The organism is Coralloluteibacterium thermophilum (assembly GCF_042654365.1).
In the GTDB taxonomy this organism is placed as follows: Bacteria; Pseudomonadota; Gammaproteobacteria; order Xanthomonadales; family Xanthomonadaceae; genus Coralloluteibacterium; species Coralloluteibacterium thermophilum.
Genome location: NZ_JBHSGG010000047.1, coordinates 1 through 23,397 on the forward strand (window position 1 = coordinate 1; position 23,397 = coordinate 23,397).

At 73.0% G+C, this 23,397-nt stretch carries 23 protein-coding genes; 5 read left to right on the forward strand and 18 right to left on the reverse strand.

Annotated elements, in window-relative coordinates; genetic code table 11:
• Positions 1-58: 58 nt before the first annotated feature.
• Together ACFO3Q_RS15460 and ACFO3Q_RS15465 are read right to left on the reverse strand one after the other, a co-directional pair.
• Complete coding sequence (locus tag ACFO3Q_RS15460) at positions 59-751, reverse strand: hypothetical protein (RefSeq protein ID WP_377005589.1); 693 nt, start codon at positions 749-751, stop codon at positions 59-61.
• Between the two features lie 5 nt (positions 752-756).
• Complete coding sequence (locus ACFO3Q_RS15465; protein WP_377005590.1) at positions 757-2,655, reverse strand: M1 family metallopeptidase; 1,899 nt, start codon at positions 2,653-2,655, stop codon at positions 757-759.
• A gap of 42 nt (positions 2,656-2,697) precedes the next feature.
• Here ACFO3Q_RS15465 and ACFO3Q_RS15470 point away from each other — a divergent pair, with 42 nt between their 5' ends.
• Positions 2,698-3,792 (forward strand): hypothetical protein, encoded by a 1,095-nt coding sequence (locus tag ACFO3Q_RS15470; protein WP_377005592.1) that lies wholly within the window; start codon positions 2,698-2,700, stop codon positions 3,790-3,792.
• Between the two features lie 66 nt (positions 3,793-3,858).
• Here ACFO3Q_RS15470 and ubiE read toward each other — a convergent pair whose 3' ends face one another.
• Positions 3,859-4,665, reverse strand: coding sequence for a bifunctional demethylmenaquinone methyltransferase/2-methoxy-6-polyprenyl-1,4-benzoquinol methylase UbiE (ubiE, locus tag ACFO3Q_RS15475; protein WP_377005593.1), 807 nt, complete (start codon positions 4,663-4,665; stop codon positions 3,859-3,861).
• 89 nt (positions 4,666-4,754) lie between these two features.
• Here ubiE and ACFO3Q_RS15480 point away from each other — a divergent pair, with 89 nt between their 5' ends.
• Together ACFO3Q_RS15480 and ACFO3Q_RS15485 are read left to right on the forward strand one after the other, a co-directional pair.
• On the forward strand, positions 4,755-5,207 hold the full coding sequence (locus ACFO3Q_RS15480) for a nucleoside deaminase (RefSeq protein ID WP_377005594.1): 453 nt from the start codon (positions 4,755-4,757) through the stop codon (positions 5,205-5,207).
• The gene (locus ACFO3Q_RS15485; protein WP_377005595.1) at positions 5,204-5,725 is read left to right on the forward strand and encodes a GNAT family N-acetyltransferase; all 522 of its coding nucleotides are present in this window, start codon (positions 5,204-5,206) and stop codon (positions 5,723-5,725) included. The genes ACFO3Q_RS15480 and ACFO3Q_RS15485 overlap by 4 nt, the downstream gene beginning before the upstream one ends.
• 3 nt (positions 5,726-5,728) lie before the next feature.
• Here the strand turns inward: ACFO3Q_RS15485 and ACFO3Q_RS15490 are convergent, their stop codons facing one another.
• The 7 genes from ACFO3Q_RS15490 to ACFO3Q_RS15520 all read right to left on the reverse strand — a co-directional run bounded on the left by ACFO3Q_RS15490 (position 5,729) and on the right by ACFO3Q_RS15520 (position 11,027).
• On the reverse strand, positions 5,729-6,082 hold the full coding sequence (locus ACFO3Q_RS15490) for a gamma-butyrobetaine hydroxylase family protein (RefSeq protein ID WP_377005596.1): 354 nt from the start codon (positions 6,080-6,082) through the stop codon (positions 5,729-5,731).
• A 208-nt stretch (positions 6,083-6,290) separates the two neighbouring features.
• Positions 6,291-7,646: an ATP-dependent protease ATPase subunit HslU gene (gene hslU, locus ACFO3Q_RS15495; protein WP_377005598.1), complete on the reverse strand. Its 1,356-nt coding sequence runs from the start codon at positions 7,644-7,646 to the stop codon at positions 6,291-6,293.
• 45 nt (positions 7,647-7,691) lie between these two features.
• Complete coding sequence (gene hslV, locus ACFO3Q_RS15500) at positions 7,692-8,249, reverse strand: ATP-dependent protease subunit HslV (protein WP_377005599.1); 558 nt, start codon at positions 8,247-8,249, stop codon at positions 7,692-7,694.
• 208 nt (positions 8,250-8,457) lie between these two features.
• Positions 8,458-9,375, reverse strand: a complete 918-nt coding sequence (locus tag ACFO3Q_RS15505; protein WP_377005600.1) for a tyrosine recombinase XerC — start codon at positions 9,373-9,375, stop codon at positions 8,458-8,460.
• Positions 9,376-9,382: 7 nt separating this feature from the next.
• Positions 9,383-10,060, reverse strand: a complete 678-nt coding sequence (locus ACFO3Q_RS15510) for a DUF484 family protein (RefSeq protein ID WP_377005601.1) — start codon at positions 10,058-10,060, stop codon at positions 9,383-9,385.
• On the reverse strand, positions 10,057-10,896 hold the full coding sequence (gene dapF / locus ACFO3Q_RS15515; RefSeq protein WP_377005602.1) for a diaminopimelate epimerase: 840 nt from the start codon (positions 10,894-10,896) through the stop codon (positions 10,057-10,059). Before dapF ends, ACFO3Q_RS15510 begins: the two co-directional genes overlap by 4 nt.
• A complete protein-coding gene (locus tag ACFO3Q_RS15520) occupies positions 10,893-11,027 on the reverse strand; it encodes a hypothetical protein (RefSeq protein ID WP_377005603.1) in 135 nt (44 codons plus the stop codon). Before ACFO3Q_RS15520 ends, dapF begins: the two co-directional genes overlap by 4 nt.
• A 93-nt stretch (positions 11,028-11,120) precedes the next feature.
• Between ACFO3Q_RS15520 and ACFO3Q_RS15525 the strand changes: the two genes are divergently transcribed.
• On the forward strand, positions 11,121-11,768 hold the full coding sequence (locus ACFO3Q_RS15525) for a hypothetical protein (protein WP_377005604.1): 648 nt from the start codon (positions 11,121-11,123) through the stop codon (positions 11,766-11,768).
• Here ACFO3Q_RS15525 and ACFO3Q_RS15530 read toward each other — a convergent pair.
• From ACFO3Q_RS15530 to ACFO3Q_RS15560, 7 genes are all read right to left on the reverse strand, one after another.
• Positions 11,745-14,081, reverse strand: a complete 2,337-nt coding sequence (locus ACFO3Q_RS15530) for a hypothetical protein (RefSeq protein WP_377005605.1) — start codon at positions 14,079-14,081, stop codon at positions 11,745-11,747. The two genes, ACFO3Q_RS15525 and ACFO3Q_RS15530, sit on opposite strands and share 24 nt — an antisense overlap.
• 135 nt (positions 14,082-14,216) lie before the next feature.
• Positions 14,217-14,969 (reverse strand): PP2C family serine/threonine-protein phosphatase, encoded by a 753-nt coding sequence (locus ACFO3Q_RS15535; RefSeq protein ID WP_377005606.1) that lies wholly within the window; start codon positions 14,967-14,969, stop codon positions 14,217-14,219.
• Positions 14,969-15,646 (reverse strand): vWA domain-containing protein, encoded by a 678-nt coding sequence (locus ACFO3Q_RS15540; protein WP_377005607.1) that lies wholly within the window; start codon positions 15,644-15,646, stop codon positions 14,969-14,971. Before ACFO3Q_RS15540 ends, ACFO3Q_RS15535 begins: the two co-directional genes overlap by 1 nt.
• 60 nt (positions 15,647-15,706) lie before the next feature.
• Complete coding sequence (locus ACFO3Q_RS15545) at positions 15,707-17,881, reverse strand: S9 family peptidase (RefSeq protein WP_377005608.1); 2,175 nt, start codon at positions 17,879-17,881, stop codon at positions 15,707-15,709.
• 96 nt (positions 17,882-17,977) lie between these two features.
• On the reverse strand, positions 17,978-20,092 hold the full coding sequence (locus ACFO3Q_RS15550; RefSeq protein WP_377005609.1) for a prolyl oligopeptidase family serine peptidase: 2,115 nt from the start codon (positions 20,090-20,092) through the stop codon (positions 17,978-17,980).
• Positions 20,093-20,168: 76 nt separating this feature from the next.
• On the reverse strand, positions 20,169-20,729 hold the full coding sequence (locus ACFO3Q_RS15555) for a GNAT family N-acetyltransferase (RefSeq protein ID WP_377005610.1): 561 nt from the start codon (positions 20,727-20,729) through the stop codon (positions 20,169-20,171).
• Positions 20,726-21,193, reverse strand: coding sequence for a GNAT family N-acetyltransferase (locus ACFO3Q_RS15560; RefSeq protein WP_377005611.1), 468 nt, complete (start codon positions 21,191-21,193; stop codon positions 20,726-20,728). Before ACFO3Q_RS15560 ends, ACFO3Q_RS15555 begins: the two co-directional genes overlap by 4 nt.
• A 129-nt stretch (positions 21,194-21,322) precedes the next feature.
• Between ACFO3Q_RS15560 and ACFO3Q_RS15565 the strand changes: the two genes are divergently transcribed.
• Entirely contained in the window at positions 21,323-22,816 is a 1,494-nt protein-coding gene (locus ACFO3Q_RS15565) for a RimK family protein (RefSeq protein ID WP_377005612.1), read from the forward strand.
• Positions 22,817-22,825: 9 nt separating this feature from the next.
• On the opposite strand, the gene ACFO3Q_RS15570 is transcribed toward ACFO3Q_RS15565, so the two are convergent.
• Entirely contained in the window at positions 22,826-23,179 is a 354-nt protein-coding gene (locus ACFO3Q_RS15570; protein WP_377005613.1) for a hypothetical protein, read from the reverse strand.
• Positions 23,180-23,397 lie beyond the last annotated feature (218 nt).

The window sequence follows — 23,397 nt, forward strand, 5'->3', positions numbered from 1 at the left end:
CCCTTTCTGTCCGCCACTGTCCGTTAAAGATCAGTGACTTACCGATGGCGCCGAGAACTCAGCGTCCGCCGCCCAGCCGGGCCGGATCGTAGCCACCGACCTCGAAGCGCAGGACCAGCGGCTCGCCGGCGTGACGCGCCTCGATGGTCACCTGGCCGGCGCCGCGCAGCCCGCGGATGAAGGCGGCATCGTCCTCGACGAACAGCGCCTGGAGGTTCTCGCGCGGCTTGTTCGCGGCGAAGGCGCGCGGCTCGGCGTCGTCGAAGGCGATGCGCACGCGGCAGCCGGGCGGGCAGTCGAACTCGCCCTCGTCGATCAGCAGGTAGACGCTCTGCCCCCACTCCGGGTGGCGACGCAGGATCACGCGCACCCGCGGCTGCGCGGGCTCGCTGGCGTAGAGATAGGCGGTGCGCTGCTCGCCGCCGGACACCGGTTCGACGTGGTAGGTCCACAGCGCCTCCAGGCGCCGCGCCTCGCGCTCGGCGGCGGCACGCGCGCGCACCTCCTCCACCGTCGCGGTCACGGCGGCAGCGGCCTCGGTGTTCGGGTAGTCCGCCAGCAGCACGTCGGAGTAGGACTTGGCCAGGCTCCAGTTGCCCTCCGCGCGCGCGGCCTCGTACTGGGCGGCCTGCTGGGCGGCCGCCGCCTCGGCCCGCTGCAGGGCGGCCTGACGCATCGCCTCGCGCTCGGCCTCGCGGTCGCAGCCGGCGAGGACGAGGACGGCGGCCAGGGCGACGGGGATGCGGCGCATGCCGGTCACTCCTGCGCGCCGCGATCGAGCAGGGCCTGCACGCTCATGCTCGTGATCGGGTGGTAGCCGGGCCGCGCGGCGGCGAAGACCTGCTCGGCGAAGGCGCGGTCCTCCGCGCTGCCCATGAGCGCGGCGTAGGTCGGCATGATCAGCTTGCGGCGGCCGATGCGCTTGAGGAACTGGCTCATCGCCGGGCGCGCCTCGAAGTAGCCGCTGCGCACGCTCAGCGGGTACCAGCGCTGGGCGATCTCGCCGTTGGGCGTGCCGGTGAAGCGGAAGGCGCCGTCCAGCTCGGTCATCTGCTGCGGGCTGAGCGATTCCGGCATGCCTTCGAGGAAGTGCACCCACTCCTGCGTGCTCCAGCCGTCGGTCTCCAGTTCGGTCGCGGCCTTGTCGCCCTCCAGCCAGGCGGTGCGGGCGGCGTCCACGCGCCGGAGGCGCTCGGAGACGAGCTGCGGCGCGGCGGGAGGAATGCCCTCGGCGTAGAGCCAGCGGTCGACCTGCTCGATCGAGACGGTGTCCGGATGCGCGTCGAGGAGATGCTCCTTCACGTAGGCGCGGAAGTCGTCGGTGGTGACGCTCTGGAAGGCATGCGCGTCGAACCAGCCGCGCAGGAAGGCATCGAAGGTCTCGCGCCCGAAGCGCTGCTCCAGGAACTGGAGGAACCAGGCGCCCTTGTCGTAGGCCACGGCCGAGAGCACGTCGTCGGCGTCCTCGCCCTCGGCCAGCGGGGGCGGCGCCAGCACTTGGCGTCGCGAGGGCATGTCGCGGATGGCCTCGACGAGCGCGTTGCGGCTGATGACGAACTCCATGTCCGCCTGCTCCTTGCCGAACACCGCCTCGACGATCCGGTTCTCCACGTAGCTGGTGAAGCCCTCGTTGAGCCAGATGTCCTTCCAGGTCGCGTTGGTGACGAGGTTGCCCGACCAGCTGTGGGCCAGCTCGTGCGCGATCAGGCTGACCAGCGACCTGTCGCCGACGATCACCGTGGGCGTGGCGAAGGTGAGCCGCGGGTTCTCCATGCCGCCGAACGGGAACGAGGGCGGCAGCACCAGGATGTCGTAGCGCTCCCAGCGGTAGGGGCCGTAGAGCGATTCGGCGACCTCGATCATGCGCTCGGTGTCGGCGAACTCCTCGGCGGCCCGCTCGACCATGGCCGGCTCCGCCCAGACCCCGGCGCGCTGCGAGATCGGCCGGAACACCAGGTCGCCGGCCGCGATGGCCAGCAGGTAGGACGGGATCGGCTGCGGCATGCGGAAGCTGTACTCGCCGTCGCGCTCGGCGTGCAGGTCGTTGTCCGCGCTCATCAGCGCCATCACCTCGGGCGGGGTGCGCACCGTCGCCTCGTAGGTGAAGCGCACCGAGGGCGTGTCCTGCAGCGGCACCCAGGAGCGCGCGTGGATGGCCTGCGACTGGCTGAACATGAAGGGCGTCTGCCCGCCCTGGGTCATGCCCGGCTCCAGCCACTGCAGGCCGGTGGCCTCGGGCGAGGTGCGGTAGGTGATCCGCACCTGCTGCGGGCGCTCGGGCGCATGGATGGTGAGCTTCTGCCCGTGCGGCGGCCGGGGCGCCGCGAGCTCGTGCCGGAGCCGGCGCCAGCGCGCATCGTCGCTGCGCCCCTCGACACGGGCGATCTCGAGGTCGCGCGTGTCCAGGACCAGTGCCTGCGCGTCCGGGTCCAGCCATTCGAGCGTAAGATCCACGGCCCCACCGAGGCGGCGCGCCTCGAAGTCGACCTCCAGGTCGAGCGCCACGTGGCGCACGACCACCCGCTCCGGCTCCGCATAGGAGGACTCGTCGCTGCGGCGGCTGTCCGGCGTGGCGGTCTCTTCCGGCGACGCGTCCTGCGCCATCGGCGCGAGGGGCAGGAGGAACAGGGACAACGCGAGGGCGGGGACGCGCATGATGCGAACGGGCGAGACGGTGGGCTCACGGGATCTTAACGCATGGCCGTGATCGCGCCGTCGGCGACGGCGCCCGATGCCGGGTCCCGCGACGGCCGGACCTGGGGTGCAGGCGCGGCCGCGCTCCGCGCCCTGCGCCTGACCGTCGGGATCGACCTCGCGCTCGCCGCGGCGCTCTGCTGGATGCTGGCCTGGGACATCGGACACGCCGCCTCCGGCGCCCACAGGCTGTGGCCGTTCGCGGTGTGGGCGGCCCTGCCCCTCACGCTGGGCGCCTTCGGCCTCCTCGCCCCGCGGCGCAGGCGGCGACACGCGATGCACCTCATGGGAGCGGGCGCCGTGCTCGGCGGCTGGGCGTTGACGAGCATCGGGCCGGCCTGGCTGCGGCTGGCCTTCACGGTGCCCGGGCTGGTCTTGACCGCGCTCGTGGTGTGGGCGCTGGTCCGGCTGCGCAGATCGGCCCGGCCGGCGGCGGCGATCCAGGCCCCGATCGGGCGGGCCACGCCGTCGTCCGCCCTCCGCATGCGCTGGCCGCGCCGGATCGCCGCCGGCCTCTCGTTCGCACTCGCCGCCCTCCTGCTGGCGAATGCCGGCGCGGAACTCGCGGAGTACCTCCGGAACTGCACGCTCGCCGCCACCACGCGGATCGAGCCGGGCTGGGCCTTGAGCGGGGGCAATGCAGGCGCGCCGATCGGAACGCTCTCCTGGCAATCCGGCCGCAACGTCTCCCGCACCCTCTCACCCGGAGAGGCGCGCTGGATGATCGCGCTCGGCCTGCTCGCCGCCACGTTCGCCCTGGCCTGCGGCTGGGCGCTGCTGCGCTCCTGGCGTCGCCGCAGCGGACTGTACGCGGGCGCCTACGCGGCCGTGCTCGGCGGGCTGGCCGGCTGGACGGCGGCCGTGCTGGGCGCCGCCGTCAATCCCGGGCTGTGGGTGGCCGGCGCGCTGCTCCTGTTCGTGGGCGAGCACAGCACGTTCGGCGGACTCTACGCGGCGATCCTGCTGGCCATCGGGCTGCTGTCGCCGCTGGCGCTGGCGACGGCGCTGCTCGTGGTCTGGCAGCGCGCGCGCTGGCGCGCCTGGCGGACCCTGCACGCCCCCGGCACGGACGGCGTCCCCGCGGAAGCCCGCGCCTAGAGCGTGTTGCGCCCTTTGAGATGAGATGCGTGGGCCGCCAGCGGTGCGGGGCCGGTGTTGTACGCTCTAGACCCGATAGCCGGAGTGGATGGCGACGATGCCGGCCGACAGGTTGCGGTGGCTGGCGCGGGCGAAGCCGGCGTCCGCCAGCATCCGCTGCAGCTCCGCCTGGGGCGGGTGCCTGCGGATGGACTCGGCAAGGTACTGGTAGCTCTCGCGGTCGCCGGCGATCAGCGTGCCCAGGCGCGGCAGCACCTGGAAGGAGTGGAAGTCGTAGATCGGGCGGAACCACTCCGGCCGCACCTGGGAGAACTCCAGCACCAGCACGCGCCCGCCGACCTTGAGCACGCGGTGCATGTCCGCCAGCGCGCGCGCCTTGTCGGTCACGTTGCGCAGGCCGAAGGCGATGGTCACCAGGTCGAACGACCTGTCCGGGAACGGCAGCGCCTCGGCATTGCACTGGACCCAGTCGAGGCCGCGCACCAGGCCGCGGTCGGTCAGCCGGTCGCGGCCGACGCCGAGCATGGCGGCGTTGATGTCGCCGACCACGATGCTGCCGGCAGGGCCCACCTTCGGATGCAGCAGCGCCGCGATGTCGCCGGTGCCGCCGGCCAGGTCGAGCACGCGGTCGCCGGCCTTCACGCCCGAGGTCGCCACGAAGTAGCGCTTCCAGAGCCGGTGGATGCCGAGGCTCATGAGGTCGTTCATCAGGTCGTACTTGCGCGCGACCGAGGAGAACACCTGGCCGACCAGTTTCTGCTTCTCGCGCGTGGGCACGTCGCGGAAGCCGAAGTGGGTGGTGCCGCCCTGCGCGGGCGCGGCCGGCGTCTCGGCGGGAAGCTGCGGACTGGAGGGCTGGGTCGGGTCGCTCATGGCGGCAAGTATCCCACGCAGCGCCGCGGCGGTGCCCGCACGGCGGCCCGCCCGTTACCATCGCCGGCCGAGACCGAGGAGCTTCCCGCATGGCCGACCCCGACTACCGCGCCCTGCTCGCCACCGCCGTCGCCGAAGCTCGGCGCGGCCTGGCCGAGGGCGGCATCCCCATCGGCGCCGCGCTCTACCGCGACGACGGCGTGCTGCTGGGCTGCGGCCACAACCGCCGGGTGCAGGAGAACGACCCCTCGATCCACGGCGAGACCGACGCCTTCCGCAAGGCCGGCCGGCAGAGGAGCTATCGCGACACCATCATGGTGACGACGCTGGCGCCCTGCTGGTACTGCAGCGGGCTGGTGCGGCAGTTCAACATCGGCACCGTGGTGGTCGGCGAGTCGGTGACCTTCTCCGGCGGCATCGACTGGCTGCGCGAGAGCGGCGTGCGCGTGATCGACCTGGCCGACCCGGAGTGCATCGCGATGATGCGCGACTTCATCGCCGCGCACCCGGCGCTGTGGAACGAGGACATCGGCGAGGCATGAGCGCGGCGACGCCCGCGGCCATGAACGCACGGCCCGCCGTCGTCGCGCTGCAGGCGCAGGACTTTCATCGCGTCTGGCCGCTGGTGCGCAGCGTGCTCGCGGGCGGCGACACTTACGCATGGCGCCCCGACACCACCGAGGCCGAGGCGCGCGCGCTGCTGACGACGCCGCCGGTGCGGCTGTTCGCGGCGGAGGACGCGGACGGCAGCGTGCTCGGCTGCTATTTCCTCAAGCCGAACCAGCCGGGCCTCGGCGACCACGTCGCCAACGCCGGCTACATGGTCGCCCCCGACGCGCGCGGGCGCGGCATCGCCTCGCTGCTGTGCGCCCACTCGCTGGACACGGCGCGGGCGGCGGGCTTCCGGGCGATGCAGTTCAACTTCGTGGTCGCGACCAACACGGTCGCCATCCGCCTGTGGGAGAAGCACGGCTTCGCGGTGGTGGGGCGGATTCCCGACGCCTTCCGGCATGCGCGGCTCGGCCCGACCGACGTCCTGGTCATGCACCGCCGGCTGTGAGGCTCAGGGATCGCGGGAAAGGCCCGCCTGCGCCAGGGCGTCGAGATAGCGCGACCACGCCGTCTCCTGCTCGCGCCCCATCGTGTACAGCCTGTCCCAGGTGAAGATGCCGCTGGCGTGCCCGTCGGAGAAGCGCAGCAGCACGCCGTAGTGGCCGACCGGCTCGATGGCGTCGATGCCCACCTCGCGCTTGCCCGCCACCAGCACCTTCTGCCCCGGCCCGTGCCCCTGCACCTCGGCGCTCGGCGACTCCACCCGCAGGTACTCCGCCGGCAACCGCCACCGCGTCCCGTCCTCGAACGCCACCTCCAGCACGCGGGACGTCTTGTGGAGAATGAGGTCGGTGGGGTGGGGCATGGTCTTGTTGGATGGAGCGGGAAGAGGGAGTCGGGAATCGGGACCTGGGGGTGGTCGCGGGGGAGCTGAGGATGGGGAGCTGGGAGAGCGTCGCGAACCGTACGACTCGCTCGCCCGTGGCGCCTACGACGGACCAGACATCGGCCGGTACGCCCTCCAGGTCCCGATTCCCGGTTCCCTCTTCCCGCCCCACCCTTCCCGCTTCACCTCAAAGGATGTACTTCGACAGATCCTGGTCCTGCACCAGATCACCCAGGTGCGCATCGACGTAGGCGCGGTCGATGGTGACGGCGTCGCCGCTGCGGTCCGGGGCCTCGTAGCTCAGGGTGTCGAGCAGGCGTTCGAGCACGGTGTGCAGGCGGCGGGCGCCGATGTTCTCCTGGCGCTCGTTGACCTCGAAGGCGATGTCGGCGAGGCGCTCGATGGCGTCGTCGGCGAAGGTCAGGGTCACGCCCTCGGTCCCGAGCAGGGCGTTGTACTGCTTGGTCAGCGCGCTGTGCGGCTCGGTGAGGATGCGCTTGAAGTCCTCGCGCGAGAGCGCCTGCAGCTCGACGCGGATCGGGAAGCGGCCCTGCAGCTCGGGAATCAGGTCGGACGGCTTGGCGACGTGGAAGGCGCCGGAGGCGATGAACAGGATGTGGTCGGTCTTGACCACGCCGTACTTGGTGCTGACGGTGGAGCCTTCGACGAGCGGCAGCAGGTCGCGCTGCACCCCCTCGCGGCTGACGTCGCCGCCGCCGAAGTTGTCGCCGCGCTTGGCCACCTTGTCGATCTCGTCGATGAAGACGATGCCGTGCTGCTCGCAGGCCTCGATGGCCGCCTGGCGGATCTCGTCCTCGTTGACCAGCTTGGCCGCCTCCTCCTCGATCAGCTGCGGCAGCGCCGCCTTGATCGTCATGGTGCGCTTCTGGGTCTTGCCGCCGGCGAGGTTCTGGAACATCTGCTTGAGCTGCTGGCCCATCTCCTCCATCCCGGGCGGCGCCATGATGTCCACGCCGCCGCTGTTCACCGCGGTCTCGATCTCGATCTCGCGCTCGTCGAGCTGGCCCTCGCGCAGCTGCTTGCGCAGCTTCTGGCGGGTGCCGGAATCGTCCGGGCGCGCGGCCGGGTCGCCGGCGTCGCCCATGGGGAAGCCGACCGGCGCCTGGCGGCGCGGCAGCAGCGCGTCGAGGATGCGGTCCTCGGCGCGGTCCTCGGCCTGGGTGCGCAGCTTCTGCTTGGCCTGCTCGCGGAACATCTTGACGGCGGCGTCGGCGAGGTCGCGCACGATCTGCTCCACGTCCTTGCCGACGTAGCCCACCTCGGTGAAGCGCGTCGCCTCGACCTTGACGAAGGGCGCGTTGGCGAGGGTCGCCAGGCGGCGCGCGATCTCGGTCTTGCCCACGCCGGTCGGGCCGATCATGAGGATGTTCTTGGGGGTCACCTCGTTGCGCAGCGCGGGGTCGAGCTGCATGCGCCGCCAGCGGTTGCGCAGGGCGATGGCGACCGCGCGCTTGGCGGCCTTCTGCCCGACGATGTAGCGGTCGAGCTCGTTGACGATTTCGCGGGGGGTGAGTTCGGACATGGGATTCTCAGGGTCGCTCGTCGGAGGAGGGCGCGCGCGCAGGCGTCAGTCGCCCAGTTCCTCGACCACGACGTTGCCGTTGGTGTAGATGCAGATGTCGCCGGCGATCTTGAGCGCCTCCTCCGCCACGCGGCGGGCGTCGAGATCGGAGTGCGCGAGCAGCGCGCGCGCGGCGGCCAGCGCGAAGGAACCGCCCGAACCGATGGCGATGATGCCGTCGTCGGGCTCGATGATGTCGCCGTTGCCGGAGATCACCAGCGAGGTGTCCCGGTCGGCGACCGCGAGCAGCGCCTCGAGCTTTCCGTAGCGGCGGTCGGTGCGCCAGTCCTTGACCAGCTCGACCGCCGCGCGCACCAGCTGCCCGCCGTGCTTCTCGAGCTTGTTCTCGAAGAGTTCGAACAGGGTGAAGGCATCCGCCGCCGCGCCCGCGAACCCGGCCAGCACCTTGCCGTTGCCGAGGCGGCGCACCTTGCGCGCGTTGCCCTTCATCACCGTGTTGCCGAGCGTGACCTGGCCGTCGCCGGCGACGACCACCCGCCCGTTGCGACGGATCGAGACGATGGTGGTGGCGTGGACGACGTTGGGGTTCTGGCTGGGATCCATGCGGCCTCCGGGGTGAAACCCGGTAGTGGGGGCGGAGGCCGGGGGGGACAAGGTCTGGTGTGTGAAGCGGGAATGGGGAATCGGGACCCGGAGAGCACGGGAGCGGTGACGCCCAAACTCCGGCCGCGGGCGGCACCGCGAGAGCCGTCCCCATCGCACCGCGCCCCAGGTCCCGATTCCCGACTCCCGATTCCCGGACCCCCTCCCCTCACCCCTCCCGCTTCCGCCTCGCCCTCGGGTGCGCTCCATCGAACACCCGCGCGAGATGCTGGAAGTCCAGGTGGGTGTAGATCTGGGTGGTGGCGATGTCGGCGTGGCCGAGGAGTTCCTGCACGCCGCGCAGGTCGCCGGAGGATTCGAGGATGTGGCTGGCGAAGGAGTGCCGCAGCAGGTGCGGATGCACGCGGGCCCAGACGCCCTGCGCCTGGGCGAGGGCGCGCACGCGCAACTGCACGGCGCGTGGGGTGATGGGGCGCCCGCCGCGGCCGGGGAACACGGGCGCGTCGTCGGCACCGCCGGATTCCGCGCGCCATGCCGCCAGCGCCTCGCGCGCGTGCCGGCCCACCGGCACCACGCGCTCCCGGCGCCCCTTGCCGAAGACGTGCACCAGCCCCTCGGCGAGGTCGAGCTGGCGCCAGCGCAGGCCGCAGAGCTCGGACACGCGCAGGCCCGAGGAATAGAACAGTTCCAGCATGGCGCGGTCGCGCAGGCCCAGCGGCGTGTCGGCAGGCACCTCGACCAGGGTGTTCATCGCGTCCGGGTCGAGCACCTGCGGCAGCTTGCGCGGCGCCCGCGGCGCGCGCAGCCCTGCGGTGGGATCGATGGCGCCCGGCCGGTCGCGGTTGCGCCAGCGGCAGAAGCCGCGCACCGCCGACAGCCGGCGCTGCAGGCTCTTGCCGGACTGCGCGCGGTCGCGGTGCTCGTGCGCGACGAAGGCGCGCAGGTGGTCGGGGCGCAGGGCGTCCCAGTCGTCGATCCCCTGCCCGCGCAGCCAGGCGGCGAGGAAGGCCAGGTCGCGGCCGTAGTTGTCGAGCGTGTGCGCCGACAGCCGGCGCTGGCGCAGGTGCGCCAGCCAGTCCTGGCGCGCGCGCTCCAGCGCGTCGTCGGGCGCCGGTGCGGCGTCCATCGCCGGCTCAGCGCCCGAAGCGCGCCAGCCCGGTCACCAGGGCGTCGGCCATCATGCCGAGGAACAGCGTGCCGACGCCCGGATAGAAGCGGTTGGGCTCGCGGCTGCCGATGGCGAGCATGCCCATGTCCTGCAGCGGCAGCAGGGCCACCGACTGCACGCCATCGTCCGGCCCGAAGAGCACCGCCAGCTTGTCGGCGTTGAGCCGGCCGCAGAGCGGCTCGCCGGCGGCGAGGAAGTCCGCGAAGGGCTGCAGCGATGCGTCCTCGCGCGGGACCACCTGCAGCCAGGCCGCATCGTCCAGCCCGTCGATCGGCCGGAACAGCACCACCCGCACCGCGTCGCCCTGGAAGTCCTCGCCCAGGCTCGCGACCATCGCGCGGAGCGTGCCGGCCGGCGTCAGCTGGCGCATCAGGCCGAGCGTGAGCTGGTGGGTCCGCACCGCCAGGCGCTCGTTCTCCTGCGCGTTGGCGGAGAGCTCCAGCAGGCGGCGGTTGAGTTCGCGGTTCTTCTCGCGCAGGACCTCGAGCTGGTAGCTGGCCAGCGAGGTCGCGGTGCCCTCGCTGCGCGGCACCACGAGGCTCTGCGCGATGTCCGGATAGCCGGCGAGGAAGGTCGGATGCCGGCGCAGCCAGGCGGCCACCTCGGCCGCGCTCACGGTTTCGGTATGCGCATCGGTGCTCATGCGGGCCACTCTCCTTCGAAGACGAATGCGACCGGGCCGGTCATGGTCAGCGGCGCGTCGTCGCGCGGCCAGTCGATCTCCAGCTCGCCGCCCGGCAGCGCCACCACCACGCGGCGCCCGACGCGGCCGCGCCGCATCAGCGCGGCGGCGGCCGCGCACGCGCCGCTGCCGCAGGCCAGCGTCTCGCCCGCACCGCGCTCGTACACGCGCAGCGCGATGCGGTCCGGCGCCAGCACCTGGGCGAAGCCGACGTTGACCGACTCCGGGAACTCCGGGCGCGCCTGCAGGCCGGGGCCCAGCACCGCGACCGGCGCGAGATCGACGCGGTCGACCTCGAGCACCGCGTGCGGGTTGCCCATCGACACCGCGTCGAAGCGCACCGCCTGCCCGTCGATGGTCATGCCGCCCTCGGGGCCGCCGCGGTGCAGGTAGGGCACGTGGGCGGGCTCGAAGTCGGGCACGCCCATCCCGAGGCGGTAGCGGCCGTCCGCGAGCACCTCGACCTCGATGCGTCCCGGCGGCGCGTCGAGCGCGAAGCGCGGCCCGCGCGCGGCGCCGTCGCGCACCAGCCAGGCGGCGACGCAGCGCGCGCCGTTGCCGCACTGCCCGGCCACGGAGCCGTCGGCGTTCCAGATGCGGTAGGCGGCGACGCAGTCGGCGCTGCGCGCCGGCTCCACGGTGATGACCTGGTCGCAGCCGACGCCGCGATGCCGGTCGGCCAGGGCCGCGGCGAGCGCTGCGTCGGGCGCCGGCGTGTCGCCCCGGCAGTCGAGAATGACGAAGTCGTTGCCCGCGCCGTGCATCTTGGTGAAGCGCAGGGGGACGCCCGCGTTCATCGCCGGGCGTCGTCCTCGGCCGGCGCCTCCGGCGGCGGCGGGCGGGTCAGGTCGCCCTTCTGGCCGCAGGCGGTGCCGGCGAGCAGGGCGGCGAGGGCGAGGCAGAGCAGGACTGGGCGCGCGCGGTTCATGCGGCGAGTATAGCGATGGCCGTGGCCGGGACGTTCCCGATGCGGTCATGAATCTCCGCACAGACTGCGCGCAACCCAGCGCCGGGAGCATGAATGACCCCCTTCGTCGTCCTGCTGGCCCTCGCGGCGATCGCCGCCCTCCTCGCCATCGTGCTCGCGGCGGGACGCCGGCGTGGCTTCGGCCGCGCGCTGCGCCTGCTGTTCGCCCTGGCCTTCCTGGTCCTCGCGCTCGGGCTGGCCCTGCTCGCGGTCGGCGTCCGCGGCTACTTCGGCCTGGACGACCGCGAGGTGGCGAGCCTGGCCATCGCACAGCGCGGGCCCCAGCATTTCGAGGTGACGCTGACCGAGGCCGACGGCCGCCGGCGCAGCTTCGAGCTGCGCGGCGACGAGTGGCAGCTCGATGCGCGCGTGGTGCGCTGGCAGCTCCCCGCCCAGCTCGCCGGCGTCCCGCCGCTCTACCGGCTGGAACGCCTCTCCGGGCGCTACCGCGACGTCGCCCAGGAACGCGAGGCACCGCGCAGCGTGCATGCGCTCGGCAGCGACGGCCTGGTCGACCTCGCCGCCCTCGCCCGCCAGTACCCGCGCTGGCTGCCCTTCGTCGACGCGCGCTGGGGCAGCGGCGCCTACCTGCCGATGCACGACGGCGCCCGCTACCTCGTGCGCATCAACCCGCGCGGCGGCCTCGTGGCGATGCCGGCGGACGCGGAGACCGAGGCGCTACTCGACGCCTCCGGCTGGTGACCCGGGCGGCGGCGCGGGCCGCCAGTGCGCCACCGGCAGCTGCAGGCCGCCGGCGACGTAGCCCCCGCCGTCACGCGCCGGCGCGAACGGGAGCCGCGACACCAGCTCCGCCACCTGCTGGTCGAGCACGGCGTCGCCGCTGGACTGGACGATGTCGATGTAGCGCGGCAGCCCGAAGTGGTCCAGGTCGACCCAGAGCACCAGCCGCCATCGGCGCCCGAGCCCCTCGGCCTCCAGGCCGTGGAGGCTCTCCTCGAGGGCCGACATCCCGAGGAACAGGGGTGACCGCCGGGCCCCCGCACCGGGACCCGGCCCCGGGGGCCTGTCCGGGTCGACGCGGGCGGCGCGCGCGACCGCCTCGACGTGGAGCCGCTCGATGGCCACCGCCTCCGCCGCAGTGTTCGGCGGCAGGCCCGCGCGGAAGCGCCCCAGCACCAGCGCGAGCGCGGCGGCCGCGTCGTCGGCGCTGCGCGGCCGCCCCACGAATTCGCCGACCGTGGCGTAGGCGAGCGCGGTGGCGGGCAGGGGAGCATCCTCGCGCGGCGGCCCGGCCTCCTCCAGCGCCAGCCTTGCCAGACCGAACCACCCGGCCGGGTCCATGGGCCTCGACCAGGTCGCCTGCTCCAGCGCGGCGCGGCGCTCGTCGGACCTGCCGTGCGCCTGGGCGAGCCAGGCGAGCATGAGCGCGGTCTCGTGGGCGTAGCGATCCCGTTGTAGCTGAGGGCGCAGGCGCGACGCGGTCTCCTCGTACTCGACGATGGCGGACCGCTCGCTCAGGCGGCGGTGCTGCAGCTCCATCTCGAACACGGCGGCCGCGCTCGCGTGACGGAAGGGCTGGGCGGCCTGCGCACGACGCAGGCGCTCGATCTCGCGGCGGAAGGTGGACCAGTCGCCTTCCCCCGCGGCCTCGGCCGCCAGCCGGACGCTCGCCCGCAGCGCCTCGGCGGGCAGCGCGCCGTAGCCCACCCGGTGGCGGTCGGCCGGCGGCGCCTCGACCTGGACAGGAGCCGGCAGCGCCGCCCTCTCGTGCCGACGCGGCGTCGACTCGACGAACGCGAGGAGCACGAACACCGCGAACGCGGCGAGCAGGACGAGGGCGGCGATCCAGCCAGCGCCGCCGCTGGCCGGCTGTGCGCCGACGCCGCCCGCGGCGGGCGGCAGACCGGCCGGACCGGCAAGCGGTGGCGCACCCTGCTCCTGCACGGCCCGGCGCTGCGGGACGGTCGCGGCGCGGACGCGGACCCGAGCGGACGGCGGCGCCGCGCGCGCCCTCGACTCCAGCCGCGCCGCACGCGCGCAGGCGGCGCAGGGCAGCCCCGCGAAATGCTGGTGCCCGGGGTCGGTCTCGCAGACCACCAGTCCGCCGCCGGTGCGCAGGGCGTAGCCGCGGAGCGCCACCGCCCATTCGCCGGCCGACGGGCGGCCCGCGGCCGGTCCGCGGAAGGCCCGGTCGAACAGCTCGCGCAGCGCCTGCGGCATGGCGGTGTGCCCGCTGCCCGGCACCGGGGCGATGGCGGCATGCCGCTTCAGTCCGTAGGCGTGGAAGCGACCGGCAATGCGTCCCGGGAGATCGGTCGGCACCCGGTCGTGGGCGGGACGCCCGCTGAAGGGGTGGATGCCGAAATTCAGCAGCTGGAAGACGACCACCGCGAGCGCGAAGCGGTCCTGCGCCTCGCCGGCCTCCGGCGGCACGCCGCGTCGGTGGAACTCGGGTGCGAGGTAGTCCGGCGTGAACTGCTCCGCAGGGAAGCGCTCGCCGTCGCCGCGGACGCTGAACCCGTCGCAGTCGAGCATCGCCACGTGCAGGCTGCGGCGGTAGAAGCGCAGATTGACCGGCTTGAGGTCCACCACGTGGTGGCCCTCGGCGTGCAGGGCCGCGAGGACCGCCGCCAGGTTGGCGGCGAGGGTGACCTTGGCACCGAGGCCGGTCGGCAGGCCCGCCGCCCGCGCCTGCCGTTCCTGCAGGACGTATTCGAGGTCGCAGGTGGCCTCGAAATCGAGCAGCGGCATGACGAAGCCGAGGAAGCGCCCCTGCGCGTCCCGGGCCAGTGCGCTCGGCCAGGCCAGCTGGACCTGGGCGGCCCCTTCGTGCTCGATATCCGGCAGCTCCGGCCGCAGGCGCAGCATCGCCTCGACCTTGCGGGCGTAGGTCTCGACGCCGACGTGCGCGTGGTAGAGCTTGGCGACGCTGTCGCCGCGCTCGGCGAGCAGGAAGACGCTGCCGGCACCGCCGCTCTTGAGCAGGCGCCCGAGCGTGAGGCGGCCGCCGTGGTCCGCGGCGACGTGGATCCGGCTGCCGGTGCGCTGGGGCATGTCAGGCCCCGCCGCGCATGTGGGGGCGCGCACGGGGCCGCGCTGGGTACACCCGGACGGGCCGCGCCAGGCCGTGCCGGCGTGTCCTGGCGTGCGGGCCGTCCGCGCACCTCGTCTCGACGCGCATGCGGTGGCCTAGCGCCTCAGCGCGATCAGCAGGGTCTTGTCGTCGGGCGTGATGGCGTCCGTGCGCGGATCCGCGAGCGTGGCCAGCAGCGCCGCGCTGCCGTCGGCCTCGCCGAGCCCGGCGAGGTGGCGCTCGACCGGCCCGATGAAGGCGGGAAACAGGGCCCGCCCGCCGCGCTCCATGGCGAAGGCCGCGGCGCCGTCGGACATCAGCGCGATGCCGCGCAGCGGCCGGCGCAGCGGGGTGATGCGCAGGCGCGCGCGCCACGCCGGGCCGGTGACGAAGTAGGTCTCGTTGGCGTACTCGCCGTTGTCCGGTGCCGAGACGATGTCCTCGCCTTCCGCGGCCATGCCGACGGCGACGCCGTCGCCGAGGTGGAACAGGAAACCGCTGCGCCCGTCGCCGACCGCGCCGACCAGGGTGGTGGCGTAGTCGCCGAGCGCGGCGCCGGCCGCGCCGGCCAGGCTCTGCAGCGCGTCGCGCACCGCCTCGATCACGTGCGCGAGCAGGTCGGCCGCGGCGTCGGGCGCGAGTTCCGCGACCTCGTTGCCGGCAGCCGCGCGCGCCAGCAGCGCATGCACCACCTGCCGCGCGACCACGCGCGCGCCGATGTCGCCGTGGCGCGCCGAACCGGCGCCGTCGCAGACCGTGGCGACCAGCACATCGCCGTGCACGCCGTGCGCGAAGGCGTCCTGACAGGGTTCGCCCCGCGCGCGATGGCCGGCGCCGGTCGCGGCGCCGGCGTGGACGTGCCAGGCCATCAGACCGGGATCGAGGACCAGCTGTCGGTGGGCGGCAGCTGCGCGTGCCCGCCCGGCACGGACTGCGAGACCACCTGCATGCTCGCGCTGAGCCACAGGAACAGCTCGCGGAACTGCAGCCCGGCGAGCTGCTTCACGCCGCGCTCGCCGTTGCGGCAGAACGCGCCGAGCTGCGCACGGTCGGCCTCGCCGACGGCGATCGGGAAGACGGCGACGCGGTTCGCGGCCTCCGCCTCGCGGCAGCGCGCGGCCGCGCCCTCCCAGTCGTCGGTCGCCACGCCGTCGGACATCAGGAACAGCCAGGGCCGCGTGTAGGCCACGCCCGCCGCGCGGAAGCGCGCCTTCTCGTCCTCGATCTCGGCCAGCGCGAGATCGACCGCATGGCCGGTCGGCGTCGTGCCGTTGGCGTCCAGGCGCGGCGCGTGGAAGTCCATGGCGTCGCACCAGGGGCCCATGAGCTCGGCCTCGTCGTGGCCGCCGTAGCGCACCACCAGGATGCGCACGCGCTTGGCGGCGATGACGTCCGCCTTCAGCTCGCGCTCGAGCAGCGCGAGGCCCTCGTTGAGGGCCGCCATCGGCGCCCCGGCCATGCTGCCCGAGCAGTCCAGGACCAGGACCAGCGGCGTCCGCTGCTCGGCGTTGTCGACCAGCGCGACGTCGGGGATCACCGCACTCATGCTCATCCTTGTTGCGTCGGAAAGGGCGGCGGACTATAGCAGCGGGCGTTCCCGCACCGCTCAGGTGCCGGACCCGGCCGGCGCCTCCACGCCGAGCTGGTCGAGCAGGAAGGCGTAGTACTCGGCGATCTCGCGGTAGCGCTGGAAGCGGCCCGAGCGGCCGCCGTGGCCGGCCTCCATGTTGGTGCGGAACACCAGCAGGTTGTCGTCGGTCCTGCGCGCGCGCAGGCGGGCGACGTACTTGGCCGGCTCCCAGTACTGCACCTGGCTGTCCCACAGGCCGGTGCCGACGAACATGGCCGGGTAGGCCTTCTCCTCGAGCTGGTCGTAGGGCGAGTAGGACAGCATGTAGTCGTAGTACTCGGGATCCTCCGGGTTGCCCCACTCGTCGTACTCGTTGGTGGTGAGCGGGATGCTCGGGTCGAGCATGGTGGTGACCACGTCCACGAACGGCACCAGCGAGACCATGGCGCGATAGTCCTCCGGCGCCTGGTTGGCGACGGCGCCCATCAGCAGCCCGCCGGCGCTGCCGCCCATCGCGGCCACCCGGTCCGGTGCGGCATAGCCCTGCTCGACCAGGAAGCGGGTGACGTCGACGAAGTCGTTGAAGGTGTTCTTCTTCCTCAGCAGCTTGCCGTCCTCGTACCACTGGCGGCCCATCTCCTCGCCGCCGCGGATGTGGGCGATGGCGTAGACCATGCCGCGGTCCACGAGACTCAGGACGTTGCCGTTGAACGCCGGGTCGATCGAGTTGCCGTAGGAGCCGTAGCCGTACTGCAGCAGGGCCCCGCTGCCGTCCTTCGCGAAGCCCCTGCGGTAGACCAGGCTCACGGGGATGCGCGCGCCGTCGCGCGCGGGCGCCCACAGGCGCTCGGTGACGTAGTTCGCCTTGTCGAAGCCGCCGAGCACGGGTTGCTCCTTGAGCGTGCGGCGCTCGCCGGTGACCACGTTGAGCTCGTAGGTCGTCGCCGGCGTGGTCAGCGAGGTGTAGGTGTAGCGCACCCACTCGGTGTCGGGCTCGGCGTTGGTCGCCAGGCCCATGGCATAGGCGGGCTCGTCGGCGCGCACGTCGCTGGGCGCGCCGTCGTCCGGCAGGACGCGCAGGCGCGACAGGCCCTCGGCACGCTCCTCGACGACCATGAAGCCGTCGAACAGCACGACGTCCTCTAGGTAGACCTCGGGGTCGTGGGGCAGCAGGTCGCGCCAGGCGCCGCGATCCTCCCAGCTGCCGTCGGCGACGGTCATCAGCTTGAAGTTCTGCGCGTTCCAGTTGGTGTGGACGACCCAGCGGTCGCCCAGGTGGTCGGCGACGTACTCGACATCGCGCTCGCGCGGCGCCACCAGCCGGAACTCACCCGGCGCGGCGGCCTCGGTGCAGCGCTGTTCGCTGGACACGGTGCTGCGCACGCCGATGCAGATGTACTTCTCCGAGCGGGTGCGCATCAGCCCCATGTAGAAGCTGTCGTCCGTTTCCTCGTAGACCACCGTGTCCTCGGCGGGATCGGTGCCCAGGACGTGGCGCTTGACGCGCTTGGTCAGCAGGGTGACCGGGTCGTTCTCGACGTAGTAGAGCGAGCGGCCGTCGCCGGCCCACTCGATGCTGGAGGACACGCCGGGAATGGCGTCGGGCAGCAGCTCCCCGGTCGCCAGGTCGCGGATGCGCAGGGTGTACTGGCGGCGGCCGACCGTGTCCTCGGTGTAGGCGATCAGGGTCTGGTCCGGGCTCACCTCCCAGTTCGAGACCTGGTAGAAGCTCTGGCCCGCGGCGAGCCGGTTGAGGTCGAGCATGACCTCCTCCGGCGCCTCCATGCTGCCCGCGCGGCGCGCGTGCACCGGGTACTCCTGCCCCTCCTCGAAGCGGGTGTAGTACCAGTAGCCCTTGTAGCGGTAGGGCACCGAGGCGTCGTCCTGCTTGATGCGTCCGACCAGCTCGTCGTAGAGGCGGTCGCGCAGGCCCGCGAGCGGCGCCATGGCGGCGTCGGCGTAGGCGTTCTCGGCCTCCAGGTAGGCCAGCATGTCCGGATCGGTGCGGGCGTCGTCGCGCAGCCAGTAGTACTCGTCCTGGCGTTCCGCCCCATGCGGGGCGACCACCACGTGGGGCTGGATCGCGGCGACCGGGGCCGGCGGAAGCGCCGGGCGGCCGGCGTCCGGGGTCGCCTCGGGGCTGCCGCGGTCGCAGGCGGCGAGGAGGCCGAGCGAGAGCAGCAGGGCGGTGGTGATGCGCACACGCGTCATTGGGGGATCCGGAGGTTTGGTGCGGTTCGGTGGAAAGAGTGCGGCCGCCCACGCTCCCGCGGGCGGCCGCACCGGCAGGTCGCTGCGCGTCCCGGGTCAGTCCTTCGGGAACAGGCGCTGCTTGAGGAAGGTGTAGGCCAGGGCCTGCATGTAGGCGCGCTGGCGGTTGTCCGCGGCGCCGCCGTGGCCGCCCTCGATGTTCTCGAAGTAGGTCACGTCGTGGCCCTGCTCGGCCATGCGCGCGAACATCTTGCGGGCGTGGCCCGGATGCACGCGGTCGTCGCGGGTCGAGGTGGTGAACAGCACCGGCGGGTACTCCACGTCGGCGCGGACGTTCTGGTAGGGCGAGTAGCGCTGCAGGAACTCCCAGTCGCTCGTGTCGGGGTTGCCGTACTCCGCCATCCACGACGCGCCGGCCAGCAGCCTGTGGTAGCGGCGCATGTCGAGCAGCGGCACCTGGCAGACCACGGCGCCGAACAGCTGCGGGTACATCACGGTCATGTTGCCCATCAGCAGGCCGCCGTTGGAGCCGCCCTGGATGCCGAGATGCGCGGGGCTGGTGACCCGGCGCGCGATCAGGTCCTCGGCCACCGCCGCGAAGTCCTCGTAGGCCTTGTTGCGGTTGGCCTTGAGCGCCGCCTGGTGCCAGCGCGGGCCGTACTCGCCGCCGCCGCGGATGTTCGCCACGACGTAGACGCCGCCCTCGGAGAGCCAGCCGCGGCCGACCGCGCCGGAGTAGCTCGGGGTCAGCGAGATCTCGAAGCCGCCGTAGCCGTACAGCAGGGTCGGGTTGCGGCCGTCGAGCGGCAGGTCGGCCTTCGAGACCATGAAGTACGGCACGCGGGTGCCGTCCTTGCTGGTCGCGAAGTGCTGGCTCATGGTCAGCCCCTCGGCATCGAAGAAGGCCGGGGTCTCCTTCACCTTCTCCGGCTGCTGGCCGACCGTGCCGTGGTAGAGGGTGGTCGGGTGCAGGAAGTCGGTGACGGTCATGAAGTACTCGTCCGACGCCTCGTCGTCGATGCCCGAGACCGCGATGGTGCCGATCTCCGGCGCGCCGGCCAGCGGCGCGCGGGCCCACCCGCCCTCGCCCGGCGTGAGCACGTAGATGCGGTTCTTGACGTCGTCGAGGACGTTGAGGATCAGGTGGTTCCTGGTCCAGCTGCTGCCCGCCAGCGACGTGGTCTCGGTCGGCTCGAACAGCACCTGGAACGCACGCTCGCCGCCCATGAAGGCGTCGAAGTCGGCCGCGATCAGCGAGCCCGCCGCGTAGCTGCGGCCGCCGACCTCCCAGGGCTCGCGCAGTTCGAGCACCAGCCAGTCCTTGTGCACGGACTTGTTGGCCGAGTTCGGCGCATCGATCTTGACGAGGCTGCCGTCGGCCTTCCGCAGGTACATCTCGTCGTTGTAGAAGGCGAGCGTGCGGCTGACGAAGTCGCGCTCGTAGCCCTCGGTGTGGTCGCGGCCCGCGCCGATGTACATGTCGTCGGGCCGGCCCTCGTAGACCACCGTCGCCTCGGACAGCGGGGTGCCGCGCTTCCACTCCTTGACGATGCGCGGGTAGCCGGACTCGGTCATCGAACCCGGGCCGAAGTCGGTGTAGACGTAGACGGTGTCGCGGTCGATCCACGACAGCGCGCCCTTGGCCTCCTCGCGGAAGAAGCCGCCCTCGACCCAGGAACGGGTCGAGATCTCGAACTCGCGGGTGACGTTCGCATCCGCGCCGCCGCGCGAGAGCGCGATCAGGCAGCGGTCGTAGTCCGGGCGCAGGCAGTTCGCGCCGTGCCAGACCCAGTTCTCGCCCTCGGCGGCGTTGAGCGCGTCGAGGTCCAGCAGCACCTCCCACCTCGGCTGCGGCTTGCGGTACTCCTCCAGCGTCGTGCGGCGCCACAGGCCGCGCTGGTGGTCCTTGTCCTGCCAGAAGTTGTAGTAGTACTCGCCCCGCTTGGAGACGAAGGGGATCTTGTCGTCGGAGTCGAGGATGGTCTGCAGGTCGCTGCGCAGCGCTTCGAAGCCGGGATCGGCCTCCAGCGCGCGCTCGGCGGTGCGGTTCTGCGCGCGGACCCAGTCGAGCGAGCGTTCGCCGGCAACGTCCTCGAGCCAGATGTAGGGATCGTCGGCGGTGGCATCGTTCATGGGCGCCTCCTGTGCGTGTGCGAGCGTGGAGCCGCCGAGGATGCCGGCGACCAGCCAGGCGAGGGTGCTGCTGCGCATGCGCGTGTGACTCCGGAATGACGGTGCGGGCCGGGCACGCTAGCACGCGGCTTCCGCGGCCCACCCATGACCAAAGTCATACGCCGCCGAGGGGCGCCGCCGCCCGCGGTGGCGCCGCGAACGCGTCCGCCTCCAGGCGCAGCACCCGGCCCGGCACCGGGCTGCCGTCGTGGGCGATGCGCGTGCGCGCGGCCCACGGGACGAAGCCGAGGCGCGCGAGCAGGCGCAGCGAGCGCAGGTTGCCGGCGGCGACGTCGGCATCGACGTGGCGCAGGCGGCGCCGGCCGAAGCCGTCGGCAAGCACCGCCTCCAGCAGTTCGCTCGCCAGGCCGCGACCCCAGTGGGCACGGCCGAGCAGGTAGCCGACCTCGGCGTTGCGGCCGTCGCCGAGGAACCACAGCGTGGCCACGCCCACCGCTCGCGCGCCCTCCTCGGCCAGCCAGACGGCGACGGTGCCGCGCGCCGCCGCCGCGCGCATCGTGCCGAGGTAGGCCTCGGCCTGGGCCCGGCTGCGCCACGGCGGATGCGACCAGTGCCGCATGGCCTCGGGGTCGGAGTACAGGGCGAACACGGCCTCAACGTCGTCGGCGGCGGGCGGGCGCAGCACCAGGCGCGGCGTGCGGAGGCGCGGCGTCATGGCGCGGGTGCCGGGAGCGCCTTCTCGAAGCGCAGCGCGTCGGCGCCGTCCTCGTAGTAGCGCATCCGCCGCCCGGCCCCGGTGTAGCCGGCCCGGCGGTACAGCGCCTGGGCAGGCAGGTTGTCCGCCCTCACCTCCAGTCCCATGCGCCGGCAGCCGGCCGCAGCGGCGCCCGCCTCGGCATCGGCGAGGAGGCGCGCACCGAGGCCGCGACCGGCGTGCGCCGGGGCCACGATGATGGAGTACAGCCGGGCGCGCGCACTGCCGGCCCGCCGCAGCACCAGGGCGTAGCCGGCCACCGCGCCCCCGGCCTCGGCCAGGCGCAGGCGCGCGCGCGGACTGCGCAGGTGGTGGCGGAACTGGCGCGGCGAGAGCCGATCGCCCGGGAAGGCCGCCTCCAGCGCGAGCAGCGCGGGAAGGTCGGCGGCGACGGCGTCGCGCAGGCGCAGGGGCGGCGTGGACATCCGGGGATCATCGACGAGGCCGGCGCGGCCGCAAAGCGGCGCCGGTGAACGGTGCCCCAACCGGGCGGGGCCGCATGCGCCCGCCGGCGCGGAACCTGCGAGACTGCGGCATCTTCCGCGACCGCCCCCATGACCCGTCTCGTCATCGTTGTCGAAAAGCCCGCCGACTGGGGCTCCTACTACCCTTCCGACAACGTCGTCGCCGCCGCGGACTACCTGCGCGAGCCCATCGGCGACGGCGAGCGCACCCAGGTCATCAACCTCTGCCGCAACTACCGCTACCTGGGCACGGGCTACTACGTGTCGCTGCTGGCGGAGGCGCGCGGGCACAAGGTCATCCCCAGCGTCCGCACCCTCGCCGACCTGCGCCGCAAGTCGCTCTACGGCGTGGACATCGAGGACCTCAACACGCGCCTGGCGAAGTTCTTCCCCGGCGACGCCAGCGACGCCACCGAGTTCGCCCTGCTGACCTACTTCGGACAGACCCGCTACGAGCCGCTGCAGGACCTCGCGCGCCAGGTGTTCGAGGCCTTTCCCGCGCCGATCCTGCGCATCGAGTTCGAGCGCGAGCGCGGCTGGCGCATCAGCGCGGTGAAGCCCGCGGGCCTGCACACCCTGAGCGACGCGCAGGAGGACGCCTTCGCCGAGGCCCTGGACGCCTTCTCGAAGAAGCTCTGGCGCAGGCCGCGCGCGCGGCGCAAGTTCCGCTACGACGTGGCCATGCTGCACGACCCGGCCGAGGCGATGCCGCCGTCGAACCGGCGCGCGCTGAAGCACTTCGTCGAGGCCGGCGCCGAGCTCGGCATCGAGGTCGACCCCATCGGCCGCCACGACTTCACCCGTCTCGCCGAGTACGACGGGCTCTTCATCCGCGAGACCACCTCGCTCGACAACCACACCTACCGTTTCGCCCATCGCGCGGAGCGCGAGGACATGGTGGTGATCGACGACCCGGTCTCGATCCTGCGCTGCACGAACAAGATCTTCCTGCACGACCTGCTGACCAAGCGCAGGCTGCCGATCCCCCGCACCGAGATCCTGATGCGGGAGGACGAGGCCCGGCTCGCCGCCCTCGGCGACACGCTGGGCTTTCCGCTGGTGCTCAAGATCCCGGACGGCAGCTTCTCGCGCGGCATCAGCCGCGTCGGCGACGCGGCGGAACTGCGCGCGGCCGCGGCCCGGCTGTTCCAGCACACCGCGCTGCTGATCGCGCAGGAGTACATGTACACCGAGTTCGACTGGCGCATCGGCGTGCTCGAGGGCCAGGCGCTGTATGCCTGCCAGTACTTCATGTCGCGCGGGCACTGGCAGATCTACGACCACGCCCGGGGCGGCGGCGCGCGCGGCAAGCCCCGCTCCGGCGGCTTCCGCACCCTTCCGGTCCGCGAGGCCCCCGCCGAGGTCGTCAAGCTCGCGCTGCGCGCGACCGCCGCCATCGGCGACGGGCTCTACGGCGTCGACATCAAGGCGAGCGGCGACCGGCTCGCGGTCATCGAGGTCAACGACAACCCCTCCATCGACGCCGGCATCGAGGATGCCTACCTCGGCGAGGACCTCTACCGCCGCATCATGGAGACCTTCCTGCGTCGCCTCGAACGCAAGCGGCTGGGCGTGCGGGACTGAAGGCGGGCTTCAGCGCACCGCGAGCGCCGCGAGCATGCGGCGCAGGGGACCGTGCGCCTGCCGGCGGATGCGCAGCGGGCGGGCCTGGTCGCCACGGCGGCGGCGTGGGCGCGCGACGAGGAGCGCGCCGCACGCCGCCGCGAGGCGATGCCGGAAGAGGAGGGCGAGGGAGGACGCCGGCGCGACGACCAGCCAGAACGGCAGCCAGCCGATGGCCTCGGCGCTGCCGCGCGCGGCCGGCAGCATCAGCACGCAGGCCAGGCCGAGGGCCAGCCACTGCACCAGGGTGCGCGCCAGACGCGGATCGGGCGCCTGCGCGGGGCTGGCGGGGACGTGCGGAGCAGGCAGCAGCGGGCGGTGCATGGCGGCAACCTCGTCGTGGCGGGCGCGCAGTCTCCGGCGGCCGCGTCTCACGGTTTAGGACGGCGGCGCGCTGCGCGCCGCGCCTCACCCCCATCCCGGCCCTCCCCGCGCAAGCGGGCAGAGGGGCTCTACAACGAGAAGTGAGGCAGGAGAAGTGAGGAACGAGAGACAACGCGACCGCCCGCCTCGTTTCTCACTCCTCTCCACTCACTCCTCAA

Bases quoted from the DNA above. Each gene is read 5' to 3' on its own strand.
- ACFO3Q_RS15570 (WP_377005613.1), bottom strand. From the start codon at position 23,179: ATGCACCGCCCGCTGCTGCCTGCTCCGCACGTCCCCGCCAGCCCCGCG.
- ACFO3Q_RS15520 (WP_377005603.1), bottom strand. From the start codon at position 11,027: ATGAACCGCGCGCGCCCAGTCCTGCTCTGCCTCGCCCTCGCCGCCCTG.
- hslU (WP_377005598.1), bottom strand. From the start codon at position 7,646: ATGTCCGAACTCACCCCCCGCGAAATCGTCAACGAGCTCGACCGCTAC.
- ACFO3Q_RS15490 (WP_377005596.1), bottom strand. From the start codon at position 6,082: ATGCCCCACCCCACCGACCTCATTCTCCACAAGACGTCCCGCGTGCTG.
- ACFO3Q_RS15555 (WP_377005610.1), bottom strand. From the start codon at position 20,729: ATGACGCCGCGCCTCCGCACGCCGCGCCTGGTGCTGCGCCCGCCCGCC.
- ACFO3Q_RS15535 (WP_377005606.1), bottom strand. From the start codon at position 14,969: ATGGCCTGGCACGTCCACGCCGGCGCCGCGACCGGCGCCGGCCATCGC.
- ACFO3Q_RS15470 (WP_377005592.1), top strand. From the start codon at position 2,698: ATGGCCGTGATCGCGCCGTCGGCGACGGCGCCCGATGCCGGGTCCCGC.
- ACFO3Q_RS15530 (WP_377005605.1), bottom strand. From the start codon at position 14,081: ATGCCCCAGCGCACCGGCAGCCGGATCCACGTCGCCGCGGACCACGGC.
- ACFO3Q_RS15460 (WP_377005589.1), bottom strand. From the start codon at position 751: ATGCGCCGCATCCCCGTCGCCCTGGCCGCCGTCCTCGTCCTCGCCGGC.
- ACFO3Q_RS15505 (WP_377005600.1), bottom strand. From the start codon at position 9,375: ATGGACGCCGCACCGGCGCCCGACGACGCGCTGGAGCGCGCGCGCCAG.
- ACFO3Q_RS15510 (WP_377005601.1), bottom strand. From the start codon at position 10,060: ATGAGCACCGATGCGCATACCGAAACCGTGAGCGCGGCCGAGGTGGCC.
- ACFO3Q_RS15540 (WP_377005607.1), bottom strand. From the start codon at position 15,646: ATGAGTGCGGTGATCCCCGACGTCGCGCTGGTCGACAACGCCGAGCAG.
- ACFO3Q_RS15545 (WP_377005608.1), bottom strand. From the start codon at position 17,881: ATGACGCGTGTGCGCATCACCACCGCCCTGCTGCTCTCGCTCGGCCTC.
- ACFO3Q_RS15565 (WP_377005612.1), top strand. From the start codon at position 21,323: ATGACCCGTCTCGTCATCGTTGTCGAAAAGCCCGCCGACTGGGGCTCC.
- ACFO3Q_RS15550 (WP_377005609.1), bottom strand. From the start codon at position 20,092: ATGCGCAGCAGCACCCTCGCCTGGCTGGTCGCCGGCATCCTCGGCGGC.
- ACFO3Q_RS15560 (WP_377005611.1), bottom strand. From the start codon at position 21,193: ATGTCCACGCCGCCCCTGCGCCTGCGCGACGCCGTCGCCGCCGACCTT.
- ubiE (WP_377005593.1), bottom strand. From the start codon at position 4,665: ATGAGCGACCCGACCCAGCCCTCCAGTCCGCAGCTTCCCGCCGAGACG.
- ACFO3Q_RS15525 (WP_377005604.1), top strand. From the start codon at position 11,121: ATGACCCCCTTCGTCGTCCTGCTGGCCCTCGCGGCGATCGCCGCCCTC.
- hslV (WP_377005599.1), bottom strand. From the start codon at position 8,249: ATGGATCCCAGCCAGAACCCCAACGTCGTCCACGCCACCACCATCGTC.
- dapF (WP_377005602.1), bottom strand. From the start codon at position 10,896: ATGAACGCGGGCGTCCCCCTGCGCTTCACCAAGATGCACGGCGCGGGC.
- ACFO3Q_RS15480 (WP_377005594.1), top strand. From the start codon at position 4,755: ATGGCCGACCCCGACTACCGCGCCCTGCTCGCCACCGCCGTCGCCGAA.
- ACFO3Q_RS15465 (WP_377005590.1), bottom strand. From the start codon at position 2,655: ATGCGCGTCCCCGCCCTCGCGTTGTCCCTGTTCCTCCTGCCCCTCGCG.
- ACFO3Q_RS15485 (WP_377005595.1), top strand. From the start codon at position 5,204: ATGAGCGCGGCGACGCCCGCGGCCATGAACGCACGGCCCGCCGTCGTC.